This window comes from Microbulbifer aggregans, from assembly GCF_001750105.1.
In the GTDB taxonomy this organism is placed as follows: Bacteria; Pseudomonadota; Gammaproteobacteria; order Pseudomonadales; family Cellvibrionaceae; genus Microbulbifer; species Microbulbifer aggregans.
The window spans coordinates 221,912-239,272 of the sequence record NZ_CP014143.1; the positions used below are offsets into that span (position 1 = coordinate 221,912).

Below are 17,361 nucleotides of genomic sequence, written 5' to 3' on the forward strand. Positions count from 1 at the left end.
GCTAGCCCTCTTTCTGCTGCGCCTGCCGGCGCGCCTTTTCCGCCCGCTGCTTGCGCGCCTCTTTCGGGTCTGCAATCAGCGGTCGGTAGACCTCCACCCGATCCCCGGGCTGCAGCACATACTGGTCGGCGGTCGCCAGGCCCTTGGTACCGAGTGACTGACCAAAGATACCCATCCTGGCCGTCTCCGCATCCACTTCCTCATACTCCTCGGGAATACCAGAACGGACCAACGCTTCTTTCGCCGTGGTTCCCGGTTTCACCAGCAATTTGATCAGCCTCTGCTCGTGGGGCAGCGCGTAGACCACCTCTACCTCGATTGTCTTGATATCCGTCATGCCGTTTTTCCGTATATTTCGTCCGCACGGGCACTCATGGCCCCCACCATCTGGTTCGCCAGCTCGCTGAACAATTTGCCCGCAGCGGCCGCCATCAGCGGGTTGCGAATGGAGAAGGACAGGGAGAACTGCACCTTGCAGGCCTCCTCACTGAGAGGCTTGAATTCCCAGCGACCGGAAAACTCCGAAAAAGGGCCATCGACCAGCTCCAGATCCATCGAGGCTGGCCTCTGCAGACGGTTGCGGGTGACGAAGCTCTGGCGGATACCCGCGCGGGACAAATCCAGCCGCGCCTCGAGCGTGTGCTCATCGCTGTGCAAAACTTCGGCACCGCGGCACCCCGGCAGGAACTGGGGATATCTTTCCACGTCGTTCACCAGGTCAAACATCTTCTCTGCGCTGTGCATTACCAGCGCGCTGCGCTCAATCTGCGTCATGCTTTCTACTTATTCCAACGTCGGCCGTTAATTCAGACCGGCAACTGCGATCCGCCGGCAATTTTGCCAGCCGCCGCTACTCAAGCAAGGCAATTCCTGCAACAATCGCTTTTTTGATACCGCTCGGTCGCGCCGATCCAGAGGTACGCGCGGCGCTCGTGACCAGGCACACACAAGAATAACAGGCAAGCGAGAGTACTATGTCCGCAGCGAGAGAACATTTTGGATCGCGGCTCGGGTTTATCCTGGCCGCGGCGGGGTCTGCCGTTGGTATCGGCAACCTGGTGGCCTTCCCGGTAGCCGCCACCAAGAGCGGTGGGGGCGCCTTTCTGCTGATCTATGCCCTGTTCGTGGTCTTTATCTGCCTGCCGGTCATGATGGCGGAGCTCGCCCTGGGTCGTCGCACCGACAAGGACCCGGTCGGCGCCTACCGCGAACTCTCCGGCGGTTCGAAGCTATGGCACATCCCCGGCTGGCTCGCCCTCATCACCCCGTTCATGATCGCCGTCTTTTACCTAGTGGTAACCGTCTGGGTGCTGGGCTACCTGGTGGCAACCCTGACCGGCAACCTGGACATGCTCGCCACCGAAGCCTATTTCGGCCAGTTCATCAACTCCCCCACCGTGTTCGCCTACCTGGTGGTGCTGATGCTGATCATCAACGGCATTCTCGCCCTCGGCGTTAAAGACGGTATCGAGCGCGCGGCAAAAACCCTGATGCCGATGCTGTTCGTGATGCTGCTTGGCCTGGTGGTGTTTGTGCTCACCCAGGAAAACGCCATGCTGGGCGTGCAGTACTACCTGATCCCGGACTTCTCCAAGCTGACCCCGGAAGTGCTGAGCAAGGCCATGGCCCAGGCCTTCTTCTCCCTGTCACTGGGTATGGGCATCCTGATCACTTACGGCTCCTATATGAAAGCCCATCAATCGGTGCCGGGCTCGGCCAAGGTGGTCGCACTGACAGACACCCTGGTAGCGTTCACCGCGGGCCTGCTGATCCTGCCGACCATCTTCCACTTCAATCCGCAGATCGACCCCACCGAGCTGAGCGACAGCTCCGCGGGCATGATCTTCCTGTTCCTGCCGAAGATCTTCCTCGCCATGCAGGACAATATCGGCTACTTCGGTGCGAGCGCCTTTGCGGCGGTGTTCTTCTTCCTGGTACTGGTCGCCGCGATTACCTCCCTGGTTTCCATCATCGAGGTTCCCGTGGCCACCCTGCGCGATGAGCGCGGCATGGAGCGGCGCAAGGCGATCTACACCATCGGTGCCATACAGATCGTGCTCGCCATCTTCTGTGCGGTGTCTTTCGGTATGGTGCAGTGGTTTACCGAGTTCGTAACCCTCGCCGGAGCCAACAAGTCGTTCTTCGATCTGGTAGAGATCATCTTCTACGACACCATCCTGCCGCTGAACGGCCTGCTGGTGTGCCTGTTCGTCATCTACCGCTGGAAGAAGTCGAACTTCGACAAGGAACTCCAGGACGGCGATCCCAGCTTTGCGGGCTCCTTCTCCCAGCGCTACATCAACTTTGCCCTGGGCACCTTCATCCCGGTGATCCTGCTGCTGATCTTCATCAACACCGTGGCCCTGAAGTTCTTCGGCATCAGCTTCTTCTAGCGACAACCCGGACCGGCAGGGGCCCTCGCTGTAACGGCCGGGGGCCCTCTGTTATGATCCGCCAGTTCGTCTCACCGCAAAGATGTATCTATGGCCAAAAAGAAAAAGGCACCGTCTTCCAACACCATTGCCCTCAACAAGAAGGCTCGCCACGACTACTCCATCGAGGAAAAGTTTGAGGCGGGCGTTGAGCTGCAGGGCTGGGAAGTGAAGAGCTGCCGCGAGGGCAAGGCGCAGCTGACCGACAGCTATGTGCTGATGAAGGACGGCCAGGCCTGGCTGCTGGGTGCCCGTATCCAGCCGCTCCCCAGCGCCTCGACCCACTTTGTCACCGAGCCCGACCGCACCCGCCGGCTGCTGCTGCACAAGAAGGAGCTGGCGAAGCTGAAGGCTGCAGTGGACCAGAAGGGCTACGCGCTGGTGGCCACCGCCCTCTACTGGAAAAAACACCTGATCAAGTGCGAGATTGCCCTGGGTAAGGGTAAGGCCCAGCACGACAAGCGCGACACCGAGCGGGAGCGCGACTGGAACCGGCAGAAGCAGCGCCTGATGCGCACCGACCACCGCTAGACCAGACACGCCCGCCACAGAAGAATAATTACAGGATTGACTATGAGCGCACCGCGAGGACAGTTCAGTTCCAATATCGGCTTTTTGATGGCCGCGGCGGGTTCCGCCGTCGGCCTCGGTAATATCTGGGGTTTCCCCACCAAGGCAGCGGGGAGCGGCGGCGCCGCCTTCGTGATGGTCTACCTGATCCTTGCCTTCCTGCTCGCCTACCCGGCACTGATGGCGGAACTCACTATCGGCCGTTACGCCCGCAGCAATATGGTTCACGCCCTGCGCACCATCGCCAAAGGGCCCGTGAGCCGCTTCCTCGGCGGCCTGACCGGCTTCGGCGGCATCGTCGTCGCCTCACTGATTCTCAGCTTCTATGCCATCGTCGCCGGCTGGATGGTCGCACACCTGGCAGAGCCCTTTGCCAGCCTGTTCGGTGCCTCCGATGCCGCTCAGTGGCTGACTGGCGACAGCACCGCCCGCAACCTGACCTTCACCGCCATTTTCAGCGGCATGACCATGGTCATCATCGCCGCGGGCGTGGAGAAAGGCATCGAGCGCTGGTCCACCCTGCTGATGCCGTCGCTGCTCATCCTGATGCTGCTGCTGATTCTCTACGTGCTGTCTCAGCCCGGCGCCATGAAGGGGCTCGAGGTGTACCTGATGCCCGACCTCAGCCTGATCGACCCGGAGCTGATGCTATCCGCCATGGGCCAGGCCTTCTTCTCGCTGTCACTGGGTGTGGGCACCATGCTGATCTACGGCTCCTATCTGAGCCAACAGGAGAGCCTGCCACGCCTTGGTGCCCTCGTGACCCTGATCGATGTGGGTATTGCCTTTACCGCCGGCCTGCTGATCCTGCCCGCCATGTACGTGGCCCAGGAAGCCGGCACCCAGATTTTCTCGGCCAGTGGCGAATTGATCGCCGGCCCCGGCCTGATCCTGCAGGTACTGCCGGCGCTATTCAACGAAATGGGCAGTGCCGGTCTGTTCGTGTCCATGGCCTTCTTCGCCCTGATGGTCATCGCGTCCCTGACTTCCTCCATCTCCATGCTGGAAGTCCCGGTAGCGTTTGCCATCGAGAGCCTCAAGGTACCGCGCAAGGCCGCGACTTCACTAATGGGCCTGGTCATCTTCGCCATCAGTACCGTGATCATCCTCAACTTCGACGCCCTGTTTGGCCTGGTGATCAGTATCAGCACCGAATACGGCCAGCCCCTGCTCGGCGTGGCCCTGTGTATCTTCGCCGGCTGGATCTGGCGGCGAGACCAGCTGCTGATGGAGCTCAAAGAGGGCCATGAAAATATCGAGAGCACATTGTTCTGGAAAATCTGGCCCTGGTACGTGCGCATCGTCTGCCCGCTGCTGATCCTGGCGGCCTTCGCACAGTCCGTATTCTGAGTGACCATACAGACAAAACAGGACGCATGGGCCGTATTGTTACGGCCCCGTTTCAGGTATAATTGATCTACCACACAAGGTTTCTACCGGGGATGACTTGGATTCGACGCCGGTGACGAAACCATGGGTGCATGCCGTGATGGCAGCCAATCACGTAAACCCAAAGCTGCAATTTATTAGTTGCCAACGACGACAACTACGGTGCCCAACTCGCTGCGTAAGCAGCCTGTGAAGCACTACTAAGGGTTCGCCCTTAGCGGCCTTCAGTAAGGTGCCAGTACCGCGCTGCAGGCTGTCATACAGAACTGGATCGCCGTGAACCGCGCCTGTCGGGGATCGGTTAAAACTTATACAGGCTCGCCAATTACGTCCTGCCCGTTGGGCTGTATGCGGCCAAATCAATAAACGGAACTAAGCATGTAGAGCTCATGGCAGAGTGCTGACGGACGCGGGTTCGACTCCCGCCATCTCCACCAAATTAAAAAGGCCCGTTACCGCCAGGTAACGGGCCTTTTTAATTTGTGGATCTGTCGCGAGTGGAAGGCAAAGCGGGGGTTCGATCAGCGCGCCCCGCGCGCTAAGACAGCCGCAGGCTGCCCCGCAGGGGTGAGGAGCGCAGCGACGAATCACTCCCGCCATCAGGCTAGCAGAGACCCGCGCAATCCCCTGACGAAGCTATTCGCTACTGCGCAGGGTTCGATCGATGCGCCCACGCGCATCAAGACAGCCGCAGGCTGCCCCATAGGGGTGAGGAGCAAAGCGACCAAGCACTCCCGCCACCAGACTACCGGTACCAACTCCACTTTCTAACGGGACCGGCTAATGGGTACCCCCAATATTCTCAGCCAAATAAACAACTACAACGCCAGCTTTGACACCTCACCCCCTAGCTTTGCCCGCCTCCCCCGAAAACCTGCTATCACTCATCTGGACAATCACAGCACAACCGAAAGCGCAGCTACTTCACAGCTATTACGAAGACCGCTGCGAGCATTAGCGACATAGTAAAAAAATAATAACGCTGTGATATGGCCGCAGCCGGGCCAAACGCTGATCCGACCGGGGCTTAACGCCGGGGTTAGCCAAACATACCCGCTCGATGACGCAGTAAAAGTAAGGACTCAACAAGACATGAAGCTTACGTCAGCATGTATTGCAGTTGCCCTCGCGATGTTCTCTACAAGCCTCTTGGCCGAGGAAACAACGAGCGGGTTCTCCTACGATAAGAAACGACTTCCCGGGGCGAAGCCCTGGACATCTCAGCCGATCCAGAATGATCCCGCCGAGTTCCAGTTCGTCGTCATCGGCGACCGGACCGGGGGAGCCAACCAGGAGGGCACCTTCAAACTCGCCATCGATCAACTCAATCTGCTGCAGCCCGAGTTTGTCATCAATGTCGGTGATCTGATCGAGGGTTACAGTGACGACAAGGCGGAACTGAATGCCGAATGGGATGAAGTCGACGAGCTGTTGAGCAAACTCAAAATGCCGTTTGTCCGCACTCCCGGCAACCACGATATCGCGAACAAGACTGCGCAACAGGTCTGGAGGGATAGGCACGGCGCCACCTACTACCACTTCGTCTACAAGTACGTCCTGTTCATGGTTCTTGATAGCGAGGATCCGCCCCGTGCGGCGCCCGAGGGCATGAAGGATAAACTGGAGCTGTACAACAGGTTGCAGGTCGAAGACCCGGCCAAGGCCAGGGAGATGCTGGCTGAGTTTATGACCGATGAGGCGGTGGTCGCCGCACTCGGCAAACCAGTCGAGTTTGGTGACAAGCAAATGGCATGGATCAAGAAGACACTCGCTGACAATCCGGACGTTCGGTGGACATTCCTGTTCCTCCATGAGCCGGCCTGGGAGAATGCGTCCGATAACTTCAAGGCGATCCAGAAAATGCTCAAGGCTCGCAAGCACACCTTCCTCGCCGGCCACCTGCATTACTACGACTACGATTTACTGGATGGTTCCGAGCACATAACGATGGGCCCCGCCGGTGCTTCCTTCCACCAAGAGGGCCCTGGCAACGTGGACCACATCATGTGGGTGACCATGACCGAGGAGGGCCCCCAGATAGGAAATATCGCCCTCAAGGGAATCTTTGACCGCAAAGGCCTCGATCCAGAGTTGTTCGGCGCCTATGACCGCAAGGGCGCCGATGAGGAAGCGAAGCCCAAAAAGGACGAATGATTTGAACAGGCTAATAATGAGAATGAACTAACCGAAAGCTGCCACCTATACGAGTACATTGCTTAAGCGGTGGGGTTATTTGTGGGATCCAACGAAAACCGCCACTACAACCCAAGTCACTACGGGCCTACCAGCAAGCTTTCGAATTTCACCGTCACACGTGAACAGAGCCCTGCTCCACACTCTGAATAAGCCACTCGCAAAGCGCTAGCGCCGACCAGTGCAAGCGACTCCCAAAAGCCTCATCCACTACCCCCCCTCAAACTCACCCCGCTGCTCAACCAAGAAATCAATCAATGCCCGTATCTTAGCGGGCATCTGAGCTCTTGAAGGGACGTACAAAAAGAATCCCGGAAAAGGCTTACACCAGCTCTGCAACACCCTCACCAGCGAGCCCTCGGCAAGATACTGTTGTACGCATAGATCCAGGTGCTGTATGAGCCCCACGCCATGGAGGGCGGCGCGCAGCATACTTTCGTCATCGTTGAACACCCCGTTGCCCTTCGGCTCGAAAACCAGAACGCGCTTGTCAGCATCCGGCGATGTGAAGGACCAGCGGTCGATGATGCCACTGGAGGTAAAACGAAAGGCGAGGCAGTTGTGGTGCAGCAGGTCATCGGGTGTTTCCGGGGTGCCGTGTTTGGCGAAATATTCCGGGGAACCTACGATCGCCATCGATATCGGTGGTGTAACCGGCACAGCCACCATTTGCTCAGCGAGACTCTCCCCCAGGCGAATACCTGCGTCCATGCCACTGGAAATGATATTGGAGAGGCCATCATCCAGGATCAATTCCAACTTTAATTTGGGATAGCGCGCCAGGAATGATTCCATCTTTGGCTCCAGCAATAATCTGGCTGCCACCCTCGACGTATTGATGCGTATTACCCCGGACGGCTCTGCCTGCGACTCCCCCACCTCAGCGACTGCTCGGTCAACCGACTCAATGGCCGGGGTAAGAACGTCAAACAGTCGCTGCCCTTCTTCGGTTAGCGACATGCTGCGCGTACTGCGATTCAGCAGCCGCACATTCAGCTGCTGTTCCAGTGATTTCAGGTGCTGCGACAGGGCTGCGCGTGATACCTCACCCTCCTCTGCCGCCTTAGTAATGCTGCTGTGACGCGCTATACGAACAAACCACACTAGAGACGGGTACAGCGAGGGATCGACGGCCATATTGTCAACCTGTACTTAACACTGATTTAAGTTTTAGCACGTTTTTTTCAAATAAGGCCCGCCATTAGTATTCCCCCTGTCTGGGCACCACGGCTCAGAAAAACACTGGGACCGAAGCTACCAACATGAAGGGCACCATCATGAAAAGCACCAGCATCAAGAACCTCAACGGCCAAGGCGTCACTATCGCCGCCAACGTGTACTTCCCTGCCGACTTTGATGAAAGCCAGCAGTACGCCGCAGTCGTGGTATCCCACCCCGGCGGTGGCGTTAAGGAGCAGACAGCCGGCCTCTATGCCGAGCGACTGGCAGAGAGTGGCCTGGTCACGGTTGCTTACGACGCTTCCTACCAGGGAGCGAGCACCGGTACCCCGCGTCAGCTGGAGAACCCCTACATCCGCACTGAGGATGTCAGCGCGGTGATCGACTACCTGACCACATTGCCATACATCGACAACGACCGCATCGGCGCCATGGGTGTCTGTGCTGGCGGCGGCTATTCCGCCAATGCCGCGATCACCGACCGCCGCATCAAATCCCTGGCCACCGTCAGTGCGGTAAACATCGGGCAGATGTTCCGCAACGGCTGGGAGAACAATGTGAAGGATGCCGATGCACTGCCGTATGTCGTGGCGGGCTCCGAAGCGCGCACCAGCGACGCCAACAGCGATGAACTGGGCACCCTGCCTCTGGCCCCGATGAAGGAGGAGGATGCGCCCAATGAAGAGCTGCGCCAGGCCTGGGAGTACTACCACACCGACCGTTGTCAGCACCCCAATGCACCGGGTTTTATGACCGCTCGCAGCCTGAACCAGATCATCACCTATGACGCCTACAACCTGGCGGAGGCCTTCCTGACACAACCGGTGCTCACCGTTGCCGGGGACCAGGCGGGAAGCAAATGGATGAGTGATGACCTGATCGCCCGCGCAGCCAGCAGCGACAAGACCATGCATGTCGTGAAAGGCGCGAACCACATGTCACTGTACGACGTGCCCGAGTATGTGGACGAAGCGGTATCGGTACTGACCCCGTTTTTCGCGCGCACGCTGAAGTAACTGAATTCTATACGCGTAATGCTGGGGCACATTCTGAGTGTGCCCCGATAAAAAATTCTAGGAAATGTAAATGAGTAAGGTAAACGTACAACACGTTAATTATCAGAACCTGGGATGGCAGTCGGCAGCTGACCTCTACCTGCCACCAGATTTTGATGAAACTAAACAATATCCGGCCATCGTCAGCACGCATCCAATCGGAAGCTGCAAGGAACAAACGTCCGGCAACATCTATGCGAAGGCATTGGCGGAAGCTGGCTATGTGGCTCTCGCGTTTGATGCCAGCTTTCAGGGCGAAAGCGGAGGTTCCCCACGGTTTATCGAGGACCCATCGATTCGCACATCCGACATCCGCTTTGCGATCGATTACCTGGTGACTCTGCCCTATGTGGACCCGGAGCGTATCGGCGCAATCGGCGTTTGTGGCGGAGGCGGATACACCATTCACGCGGCAATTACCGATCACCGTATCAAGGCACTGACCTCCATTACCGGCGTGAACTTCGGGCGCCTGATCCGGGAAGGGTTTAGTGAATTCGATCCCGTGTCTGCCCTGCAGGCCATGGGTAAGCAGCGTACCGCCGAAGCGCAGGGTGCAGAGCGCCACGTGATTGACTACCTGCCAGCTTCGGTGGAAGAAGGCAGGGCCAATGGCATCACCGACAGGGATGTACTGGAAGCAACGGACTACTACAAGTCCGCGCGCGGTCAACAGCCGAACGGTGCGACCAGTGGCCTGTTTTCATTTAACAGCGCTGCCATGGGCTGGGATGCGTTTCTTAATGCAGAAAGCCTGTTAACCCAGCCGTTGCTTGTAGTCACCGGCGATAAGCCCGGCGCTTTCGGTGCTTACCGGGATAGCTGGGAAATCTACGGACGCGCCGCCTCGAAAGACAAGCAGATCTTCGTGGCTGAGGGCTACTCCCATTACGACCTCTACGACAAGTCCGAGCCTGTAGCCCTGGCGATGGCCGAGATCCTGCCATTCTTCGAAAGGCACCTCTAAGCCCGCGCACCGCCTTGAAGTGATTCGGGCTCACCACGAGCATGCAGCTTAAGCTATGTACAGCCCGCAATAGCTTCCAGCGCCCTCTTCAGCTTAGGAACGGCACCATTTATGTAACACCAGATGTAACACTAACCGGAGCATGACACCCGAAGCGTCCGCCGCACAAGGCCTGCGGACGCGGGTTCGACTCCCCCCCTGACGAAGCCACTCGCACGACACTAGCCTCAATCAGCGCACATAGACAGCCAAAGGCCACCCGGAAGGGGGAGGCGCAAAGTATCGAATCACAGCACGACCTCAAGCCTCCCCGTCGGTAAATGGCACCCAACAAGTCAAACATTACTGTGAGACGCCTAACCTCATATACAGGTCAACCAAGAGGGCTAAGCCGTGCGCTTACAGGGAAAGGTCGCCGTAGCAACAGGGGTCTGCGGGGGAATCGGGCTGTCTATTGTCAGGAAACTTGTAGATGAAGGTGCCCGCGTCATCGCCGTCGATCTCTCCCAAGAGTCACTCGACAAGCTGAAGGCTGACTACGGTGACGAGGTTACAACTACGGTCGCGGATGTCACCAAGTACGGCGATGTGGAAGCCATGATCCAGAAGGCGATCGACCAATACGGCCAGATCGATATTGTCATCAACAACGCCGGAATCGCTTTCCCAAAACCTCTTCTGGAGCATGATCCCGACAAGGATTTCGATGGTGTCACCTCGGTTAACCAGAAAGGTGTCTACCACGGCATTCTCGCCGCGGGTAAAGCCATGAAAAGGCAAGGGCGTGGCGGGGTCATCATCAATACGTCCTCAGTCTACGGCACCATGGCTTCGGAGCTGACCTTTACCTACAACGTCAGTAAAGCCGCTGTGGATATGATGACCAAGTGTGCAGCCCTGGAATACGGTCCACACAAGATTCGCGTCTGTGCCGTTGCTCCCGGCCGGGTGGATACCCCAATGCTTCACCAGTACAAAGATCTCGGCCTCTGGGATCACATCAAGCGAGAGCAAATGCGCGACGAGTTCACCAAGCCAGAAGAGATTGCTGACGTCATTGCTTTTCTTGCCAGTGAACAGGCCAACTGTATCAACGGCACCACCATCTACGCCTCAGACGGGTTCGAGAATTTTAAATTTCCGTTAAAACCGGGTAGCTGATCTACTCATGAGGGCGAAAAAGAAGCCTCTAGCGGTCACTCTGCGTCCGCCTCTCCTGGGCTAACAATCGCACCCAGGTTGAGAAAGACGTAAATATTAATCACCAACTCGGTTTTGGCGGCCCCCCCTTTCCGTACTCCTGACCGCCCACCAACCCTCTCATAAAACCTGCTATGACTTATCTGGATAAGCTCCATAGCTTCCTGCTCCCACCTGGCTTGGCTCACAGGCTCGTTTGCAGGAAGTAACAAATACAACGGTTGTCGAGGTATCCATGCGCCTTTTCCTTTCCGCAATTTTCCTCACTGTTATCTTCACTGGTTGCACCGGGGAGGATCAGTCGGCAGGAAAAGCAGCTGAGGTAACAACTCCTGCGCAGAACACAGAAAATGAGGGTGCGGCTACCCAACGTTCAAAAGCCGCCTCGACGCCAAAAACCAGCGATACGTGGCCTGACCGCAGCCACCTGCCGATCCCCCTGTCCCCGTTCGAAGGCAAGATCGGAAGGACTTACAAAGAGTCCGAACCCGATTGGCAGGACGGCCCCATGCCTCCCGATGGTGCGCCCAATGTCATTGTGATCCTGCTGGATGACGTCGGTTTCGGCCAGCCGTCGACATTTGGCGGCCTGATCCCCACACCTAACCTCGACCAACTAGCCAAGGAAGGGTTGCGCTATAACCGCTTCCACACCACCGCCATCTGTGGGCCTTCCCGCGCTGCGCTCCTTACTGGACGGGACCACCACGAATCCGGAAGTGGCTTCCTGATGGAATGGGCCACCGGCTTTCCCAGCTACTCCACCTATATCCCGAAGAGCACCGCCACCATTGGCGAAATCTTGAAAGACAACGGCTACGGCACCTGGTGGTACGGCAAAAACCACAACACCCCGGACTGGGAGACAACCATCGCTGGTCCCTTTGACCACTGGCCCACGGGTATGGGCTTTGAATATTTCTATGGCTTCAATGCCGGTGAGACCCATCAGTTCTACCCTGTGCTGTTCGAAAATACCCTGCCTGTCGAACCCGATAAGACCCCAGACGAGGGCTATCACTTCATGACCGACATGACCGACAAGGCCATTGCGCGTATGAAGTTCGCAAAATCGGTCGCGCCGAAGAAACCCTTCTTCATGTACTTCGCTCCCGGCGCCATGCACGCGCCACACCATGTCACCGCTGAGTGGCGGGAAAAGTTCAAGGGCAAGTTTGACATGGGCTGGGAAAAGTACCGCGAGCAGGTTTTCGCACGGCAGAAGGACATGGGCATCATTCCCGCCGATACCAAGCTAACGCCCCGTCCGGAGTGGGTACCGGCCTGGGCCTCGCTCAACGACGAGCAGAAGACCCTGTACACCAAACTGATGGAAAACTTCGCCGGCTACTTCGCCTTTACCGATCACGAAATCGGCCGCTTGCTTGACGCAGTAAAAGAGCTACCTAACGCCGACAACACCATGATCGTCTATATCGTGGGTGATAACGGCGCGTCTGCCGAGGGCGGCCCCGATGGGACTTTGAATGAAATCCGCGCTCTGAACGGTATACCGACCACAATCGAAGAGAACCTTGCCAACATCGAAAAACTGGGAGGCCCGGAGTCAGAACCGCACTACCCGGTTGGCTGGGCATGGGCTGGCAATACTCCCTTCCAGTGGGTCAAGCAGGTTGCTTCGCACCTCGGTGGTACCCGTAACCCGATGGTGATCAGCTGGCCCGCGAAGATAAAGCCAGATGGGCAGGTCCGCGACGCCTTCCTGCACCTGGTGGATGTGGTACCCACGATTCTGGAAGCGGCCAATATCCCCATGCCCGAAACGGTCAACGGTATCGAGCAGAAGCCCCTCGCCGGCAAATCCTTTCTCGCCAGCTTCACTGATCCGGAATTCGAAGGGCGTCCCGACCAGTACTTCGAGGTATTCAGTAACCGCTCCATGTATTCCGACGGCTGGAAGGCCAATGCCCAGCACACGCTGCCCTGGCGCCAGGACCTTGCTCCTGGCAATTGGGACAAGGACCAGTGGGAACTGTACAACCTGGAGCAGGACTTTTCCGAGGCCAATGACCTGGCGCAGAAGAATCCAGATAAGCTGGCAGAGCTGAAGAAAAAGTTCGACGAGACCGCAAAAAGAAAAGAGGTCTACCCGCTGGACGACCGGGGCGCCGCGCGGCTGGGTATGCCGAAGCCGCCTGTACCCGGTGCAGACACGAGTTCAGGAACATACACCTACTACCCGGGCGCAACGCGTATTGCCGAGGTCGCCGGTCCGCCCCTGAAGAATGGCTCCTGGACGCTCACCGCCGATCTGAATACGGAGGGTGGTAAAACCGAAGGGGTTGTGATGGCGCTCGGGGGAGTCGCTGCGGGCATTGTCCTCTACCTGGATGGCGGTATTCCCGTATTCGATTACAACTACTTTGAGGAGCACACCACACTCAAAGCCAACAAACCACTACCTGCTGGCGACGCGACCGTTACCGTGGACTTTGATTACCAGGGTTCTGAGCCTGGAGGCCCGGCAAAGATCACGCTGAAAGTGAACGGTGAGGAGGTAGCCAGCGGAGATATGAAAGCAACCGTCGGCGGCCGGTTTGGTATCGACACCTTCGGAATTGGCGAGGATACAGGCCAGCCTGTCACTCATGAGTATGAACCTCCATACCGGTTCACTGGCGAGATCAAGAAAGTTGTTATCTCTACCGGCAAAGCTGGAGCGTCACCATGATGTGATCCGGCCCCGTTAGAGTGAGCACTTGACGCTGGTGGCGGGTTAATTGTGGGGCCAGCCAAGCACTTCATATGCAAACCAAGGCCACACGGGGCCTGCAGAAAAATATTCGACTCCCGCCATCAACCAAATTTCTGAAAGAGCCTAACAATCCCCGAAAGCCACAGACTGTTAAGGATTGTGGCTTTTTTCTGTCTTAACAAGCCAAGCTAAACCTTGCATTGACTCCCCCTAATACCGCGCCATTCAGATACGCTTCAGAAAACTTCGATACCCATGTTCGGCAAAAACTCTGGATCAGCGGGCCACATTATTAGCGGATTTAGGGGAATTTTTGGACTTGTATTCCCTTAGCAGGGATCCTCCTGAATAATAACAACACTAAAACTCAAATAAGTTAATCATGATGTTTCCGAAAAAGATTTCACCGAAGAAACTTCTCAATCGCTTTGTGTACCCTGCAGTCATTGTCGCAATGGCGCTGGCGCTATGGCAATACCCACGCTGGTTCGGCCCTGAACTGCCGAGCTATGGCAAGGCTGAGCGGGAAACAGTAGCGAGGGAATTCCGCGCAGCCTGGGTGGCCACGGTTGCCAATATTGACTGGCCCAGTAAGCCCGACCTGCCTGTCGAGCAACAGCAACAGGAAGCCATCGCCCTACTGGATAAAGTTGCTGCGGCAAATATGAATGCGGTGATTTTTCAGGTTCGTCCGCAGGCAGATGCCCTATACGCAAGCGAGCTGGAGCCCTGGTCATTCTATCTATCCGGGGAACAGGGCAAGGCGCCAGAGCCCTTCTATGACCCTCTCGCTTTCTGGATAGAGCAGGCCCACCAGCGAGGCCTTGAACTGCACGCCTGGGTGAACCCATACCGCGCCCATCATACCCAAGGAGGCCCAGTATCCGAGCACTCCATCGTCAACAAAAAGTCAGAGCTGGTCGTGAGATTAGCCAACGGCATGTACTGGATGGAGCCCACCCACGAAGACACGATTGCGCATTCACTGGCGGTAATAACGGACATTGTGCAGCGCTATGATATCGATGGCATTCACTATGATGACTATTTCTATCCTTACCCCTCATACAACCAGGGTGCTCCTTTTCCTGATAGCGAAAGTTTTCAAGCCTATCAACAGCAAGGCGGGCAGCTTGAACTATCTGACTGGCGCCGGGAGGCCGTCAACCGCTTTGTCAAAGACATCTACAAAGAAGTCAAAAGACTCAAGCCCCATGTAAAAGTAGGTATCAGTCCCTTCGGAATATGGCGCCCCAACCACCCGGAGACCATCGCCGGGTTTGACCAGCATGAGAAACTCTATGCCGATGCCCGGCTCTGGCTGAACCAAGGCTGGCTGGATTACTTCACGCCCCAGCTGTATTGGAACATCAACCGCATTGAACAGAGTTATCCTATTCTTCTGGCCTGGTGGCAGGGTGAAAACCACCTGCGGCGTCATCTCTGGCCTGGTTTAAGCAGCAATCAGGTAGCAACCAACGAGGGTACCGACGAAATCATTAACCAGATACTTTTCAACCGTGCGCTGTTACAAGAGCAAACTGGACAGGTTTTCTGGAATGTCAAAACAGTGAGTGAAAATCCGAAGTTTGCAGAGTTGTTGAAAGAGACCGTTTTTTACAATCAGGCGCTTGTGCCTGCCTCTCCCTGGCTGGATAGCACGCGGCCCCTGGCACCCGAAGTGCGCCATCAATCTACCCCCAACAGGCTGACAATTAGCTGGCAGCCCCTTGGTGATGAAGCTGCATCCCGGTGGCTGCTTTACTATCAAACGGATGGGAAGTGGCGCTATAAAATTTTCACCGGGGATGTACTGAAGCATGATTTTAATCAGCAGGATGAAATCACTGCTGTTGCCGTTGTCGCCGTAGATCGAAATGGATTGGAGAGTGACCGTATCGACCATCAGATCGCACACCGACCCTAGACTTCACAGTATCTGCGGAGAATCGCGTCGTTATTCTCCGCGCACTCCCCAATCGAAATCTAGACAGACACTTACATTGCGGCGACCCGGTCACCCCTGTTCAACATCACAGCAGGGAAAGGTTAGGTATGCATCAAGAGCTGGCAGAAACCCAGACAGCTACCTACAACTACATACCTTCTACTACGCCACGCATCTGGAAAACCCGGCGTCCCGCTGGAGCCACCACAAGGCTCGCTGGCGCGATATCGCGAGCCATTAAACCTCGGTTTCGAGACAGCTTGCAGCCGTGCCGGGGGTTAGGCGAGGCTTTACTCCTCCAGCCCGCCTGCGCGGAGATAAGCTTGCCAGTGTTCTTCCATCACTAGCTTTCTTACTTTCGCACTATTCAATCGCCGGATCGGCTTCCCATCGGTACTGGACCGGCCAGTAATTCGGATCTCCCGCTCCGGGTATACAGACAGCTCTACCGGGAACTCGAAGTCCAGGTGGATATGTTCGTACTCGATCAGCTTGCTTCCAGCGCGAATACACACCGTATCCCGACGGTAGGGCCAGTCAAGGGATTGTAAGTGATGCTCCAGGGCTTCGATTTCATCGGTAAACACATGCAAATCAATATCACTGCCCTCCCGTATCCGGCCAGTGCTAACCGAGCCAATCAGGCGCGGTGAGAAGGGTTCCAGCTGCTCCATCACCTCGAGAGCACACATCCGCATCCGGAACAGCTGTTCCCGATGGGTATGCGGATCCTGCAGTTGACCCAGTTCATGTACCGCATCTGAAATCTCACCGTTGGAAGGGAGGTACTTGGGATTGTATTTGTATTGTTTGCCGATGATGCGCCTTGCGGCGATGCGCTTGGCATCGAAGTACTGTCCAACTCCTTCATTTACCATCAAACGAGCTGCCTCCTGGGTAATCAGGTGGCGAAAGCGTTGCTCCTTTTTCATAGGTCCGGGCGGCTTCAGGCCGCAATCAGAGAATGGTAAGGCTTCAGGAGCAGAAGGGCCTGCTCCGGAGACATCGTCGTCGCATTGGGATCCCGTCCCAGTACGTCAAACCGCCTCAATTGCTGAAGCAAAGGCAGACGAGGATCACGTGCGAACTTATGGCGGGTGCGGCGAGGCGCCCTCATCAAATCCAGATGGTGTTGCACCAGCCAGACGATGTCTTCACAAAGCACGCCCTTCAACATCTCGGCGCCGATGTGCTCATGACCATGGCTTTCAACTGCTTTGCCAACATCGTGCACCAATGCGGCGCCCCACAAAATGGGCTCTGGGGAGCGGGATCTGGCGATTTCAAATGCCTGGAGAGAGTGGAAAAGGGCATCGCCCTCAGGGTGGTACTTGGGATTCTGCTGCACGCCATCCAGGTCGTGGAGCAGGGAAAGAAGGTAGTCGTACAATTTGGAACCAGTCAGTGCTGGCTGTCTGCTGTCGAGATCTGCATTGAGCCTTCAGAGTAGCCCAACGACGGGAAGTCTAGTCCCCGTCACTCCCACTTACAAGCCAGCCCATGCCAGCTCTCAACGTCCCAGGAGTAAACAACGCGTATGAGAATCTTACTGATACCAGTCCCTTTACGCAGGATCGATCAGGGGGTTGGCTCCCGCGGCGATCATAGGCATTTGAAGCATACATCTCCAATCAGGTAGTGCTGACTCCACTGGGACGCCCCTGAAACCGAGCCGGCCAGTGTCGGGGGCTATCCTTATAGCATCGTGGCCG

At 56.8% G+C, this 17,361-nt stretch carries 14 protein-coding genes and 1 other RNA gene; 10 read left to right on the top strand and 5 right to left on the bottom strand.

Annotated features, from left to right (window positions below; all coding sequences use genetic code 11):
* Position 1 precedes the first annotated feature (1 nt).
* Together AUP74_RS00960 and AUP74_RS00965 are read right to left on the bottom strand one after the other, a co-directional pair.
* Positions 2-337: an RnfH family protein gene (locus AUP74_RS00960; RefSeq protein ID WP_069945916.1), complete on the bottom strand. Its 336-nt coding sequence runs from the start codon at positions 335-337 to the stop codon at positions 2-4.
* Positions 334-774 (bottom strand): type II toxin-antitoxin system RatA family toxin, encoded by a 441-nt coding sequence (locus AUP74_RS00965; RefSeq protein ID WP_069945917.1) that lies wholly within the window; start codon positions 772-774, stop codon positions 334-336. Before AUP74_RS00965 ends, AUP74_RS00960 begins: the two co-directional genes overlap by 4 nt.
* A gap of 200 nt (positions 775-974) precedes the next feature.
* Here AUP74_RS00965 and AUP74_RS00970 point away from each other — a divergent pair, with 200 nt between their 5' ends.
* The 5 genes from AUP74_RS00970 (at position 975) to AUP74_RS00990 (ending at position 6,545) form a co-directional block, all read left to right on the top strand.
* Positions 975-2,393, top strand: coding sequence for a sodium-dependent transporter (locus AUP74_RS00970; protein WP_069945918.1), 1,419 nt, complete (start codon positions 975-977; stop codon positions 2,391-2,393).
* Positions 2,394-2,483: 90 nt separating this feature from the next.
* Positions 2,484-2,963, top strand: coding sequence for an SsrA-binding protein SmpB (gene smpB / locus AUP74_RS00975; RefSeq protein ID WP_069945919.1), 480 nt, complete (start codon positions 2,484-2,486; stop codon positions 2,961-2,963).
* 42 nt (positions 2,964-3,005) lie between these two features.
* Entirely contained in the window at positions 3,006-4,352 is a 1,347-nt protein-coding gene (locus AUP74_RS00980; RefSeq protein WP_069945920.1) for a sodium-dependent transporter, read from the top strand.
* 88 nt (positions 4,353-4,440) lie between these two features.
* Positions 4,441-4,828, top strand: a transfer-messenger RNA (tmRNA) gene (gene ssrA, locus AUP74_RS00985).
* A gap of 655 nt (positions 4,829-5,483) precedes the next feature.
* On the top strand, positions 5,484-6,545 hold the full coding sequence (locus tag AUP74_RS00990; RefSeq protein ID WP_083260737.1) for a metallophosphoesterase family protein: 1,062 nt from the start codon (positions 5,484-5,486) through the stop codon (positions 6,543-6,545).
* A gap of 249 nt (positions 6,546-6,794) precedes the next feature.
* Here AUP74_RS00990 and AUP74_RS00995 read toward each other — a convergent pair whose 3' ends face one another.
* Positions 6,795-7,721 carry a LysR family transcriptional regulator gene (locus AUP74_RS00995; protein ID WP_069945922.1) on the bottom strand — a complete coding sequence of 309 codons (927 nt, stop codon included), beginning with the start codon at positions 7,719-7,721 and terminating at the stop codon, positions 6,795-6,797.
* 140 nt (positions 7,722-7,861) lie between these two features.
* Here AUP74_RS00995 and AUP74_RS01000 point away from each other — a divergent pair, with 140 nt between their 5' ends.
* The 5 genes from AUP74_RS01000 to AUP74_RS01025 all read left to right on the top strand — a co-directional run bounded on the left by AUP74_RS01000 (position 7,862) and on the right by AUP74_RS01025 (position 15,628).
* Positions 7,862-8,779 carry an alpha/beta hydrolase gene (locus AUP74_RS01000; RefSeq protein WP_069948615.1) on the top strand — a complete coding sequence of 306 codons (918 nt, stop codon included), beginning with the start codon at positions 7,862-7,864 and terminating at the stop codon, positions 8,777-8,779.
* A gap of 70 nt (positions 8,780-8,849) precedes the next feature.
* Complete coding sequence (locus tag AUP74_RS01005) at positions 8,850-9,785, top strand: alpha/beta hydrolase (RefSeq protein ID WP_069945923.1); 936 nt, start codon at positions 8,850-8,852, stop codon at positions 9,783-9,785.
* A 393-nt stretch (positions 9,786-10,178) separates the two neighbouring features.
* Positions 10,179-10,946: an SDR family NAD(P)-dependent oxidoreductase gene (locus AUP74_RS01010; RefSeq protein WP_069945924.1), complete on the top strand. Its 768-nt coding sequence runs from the start codon at positions 10,179-10,181 to the stop codon at positions 10,944-10,946.
* Between the two features lie 235 nt (positions 10,947-11,181).
* A complete protein-coding gene (locus tag AUP74_RS01020) occupies positions 11,182-13,677 on the top strand; it encodes an arylsulfatase (RefSeq protein ID WP_226999852.1) in 2,496 nt (831 codons plus the stop codon).
* A 406-nt stretch (positions 13,678-14,083) separates the two neighbouring features.
* Positions 14,084-15,628 (top strand): glycoside hydrolase family 10-like protein, encoded by a 1,545-nt coding sequence (locus tag AUP74_RS01025; RefSeq protein WP_069945927.1) that lies wholly within the window; start codon positions 14,084-14,086, stop codon positions 15,626-15,628.
* Positions 15,629-15,939: 311 nt separating this feature from the next.
* Here the strand turns inward: AUP74_RS01025 and AUP74_RS01030 are convergent, their stop codons facing one another.
* Both AUP74_RS01030 and AUP74_RS16945 read right to left on the bottom strand, forming a co-directional pair.
* On the bottom strand, positions 15,940-16,581 hold the full coding sequence (locus tag AUP74_RS01030) for a nucleotidyltransferase domain-containing protein (protein WP_069945928.1): 642 nt from the start codon (positions 16,579-16,581) through the stop codon (positions 15,940-15,942).
* Between the two features lie 14 nt (positions 16,582-16,595).
* Positions 16,596-17,039, bottom strand: coding sequence for an HD domain-containing protein (locus tag AUP74_RS16945; RefSeq protein WP_083260738.1), 444 nt, complete (start codon positions 17,037-17,039; stop codon positions 16,596-16,598).
* Positions 17,040-17,361 lie beyond the last annotated feature (322 nt).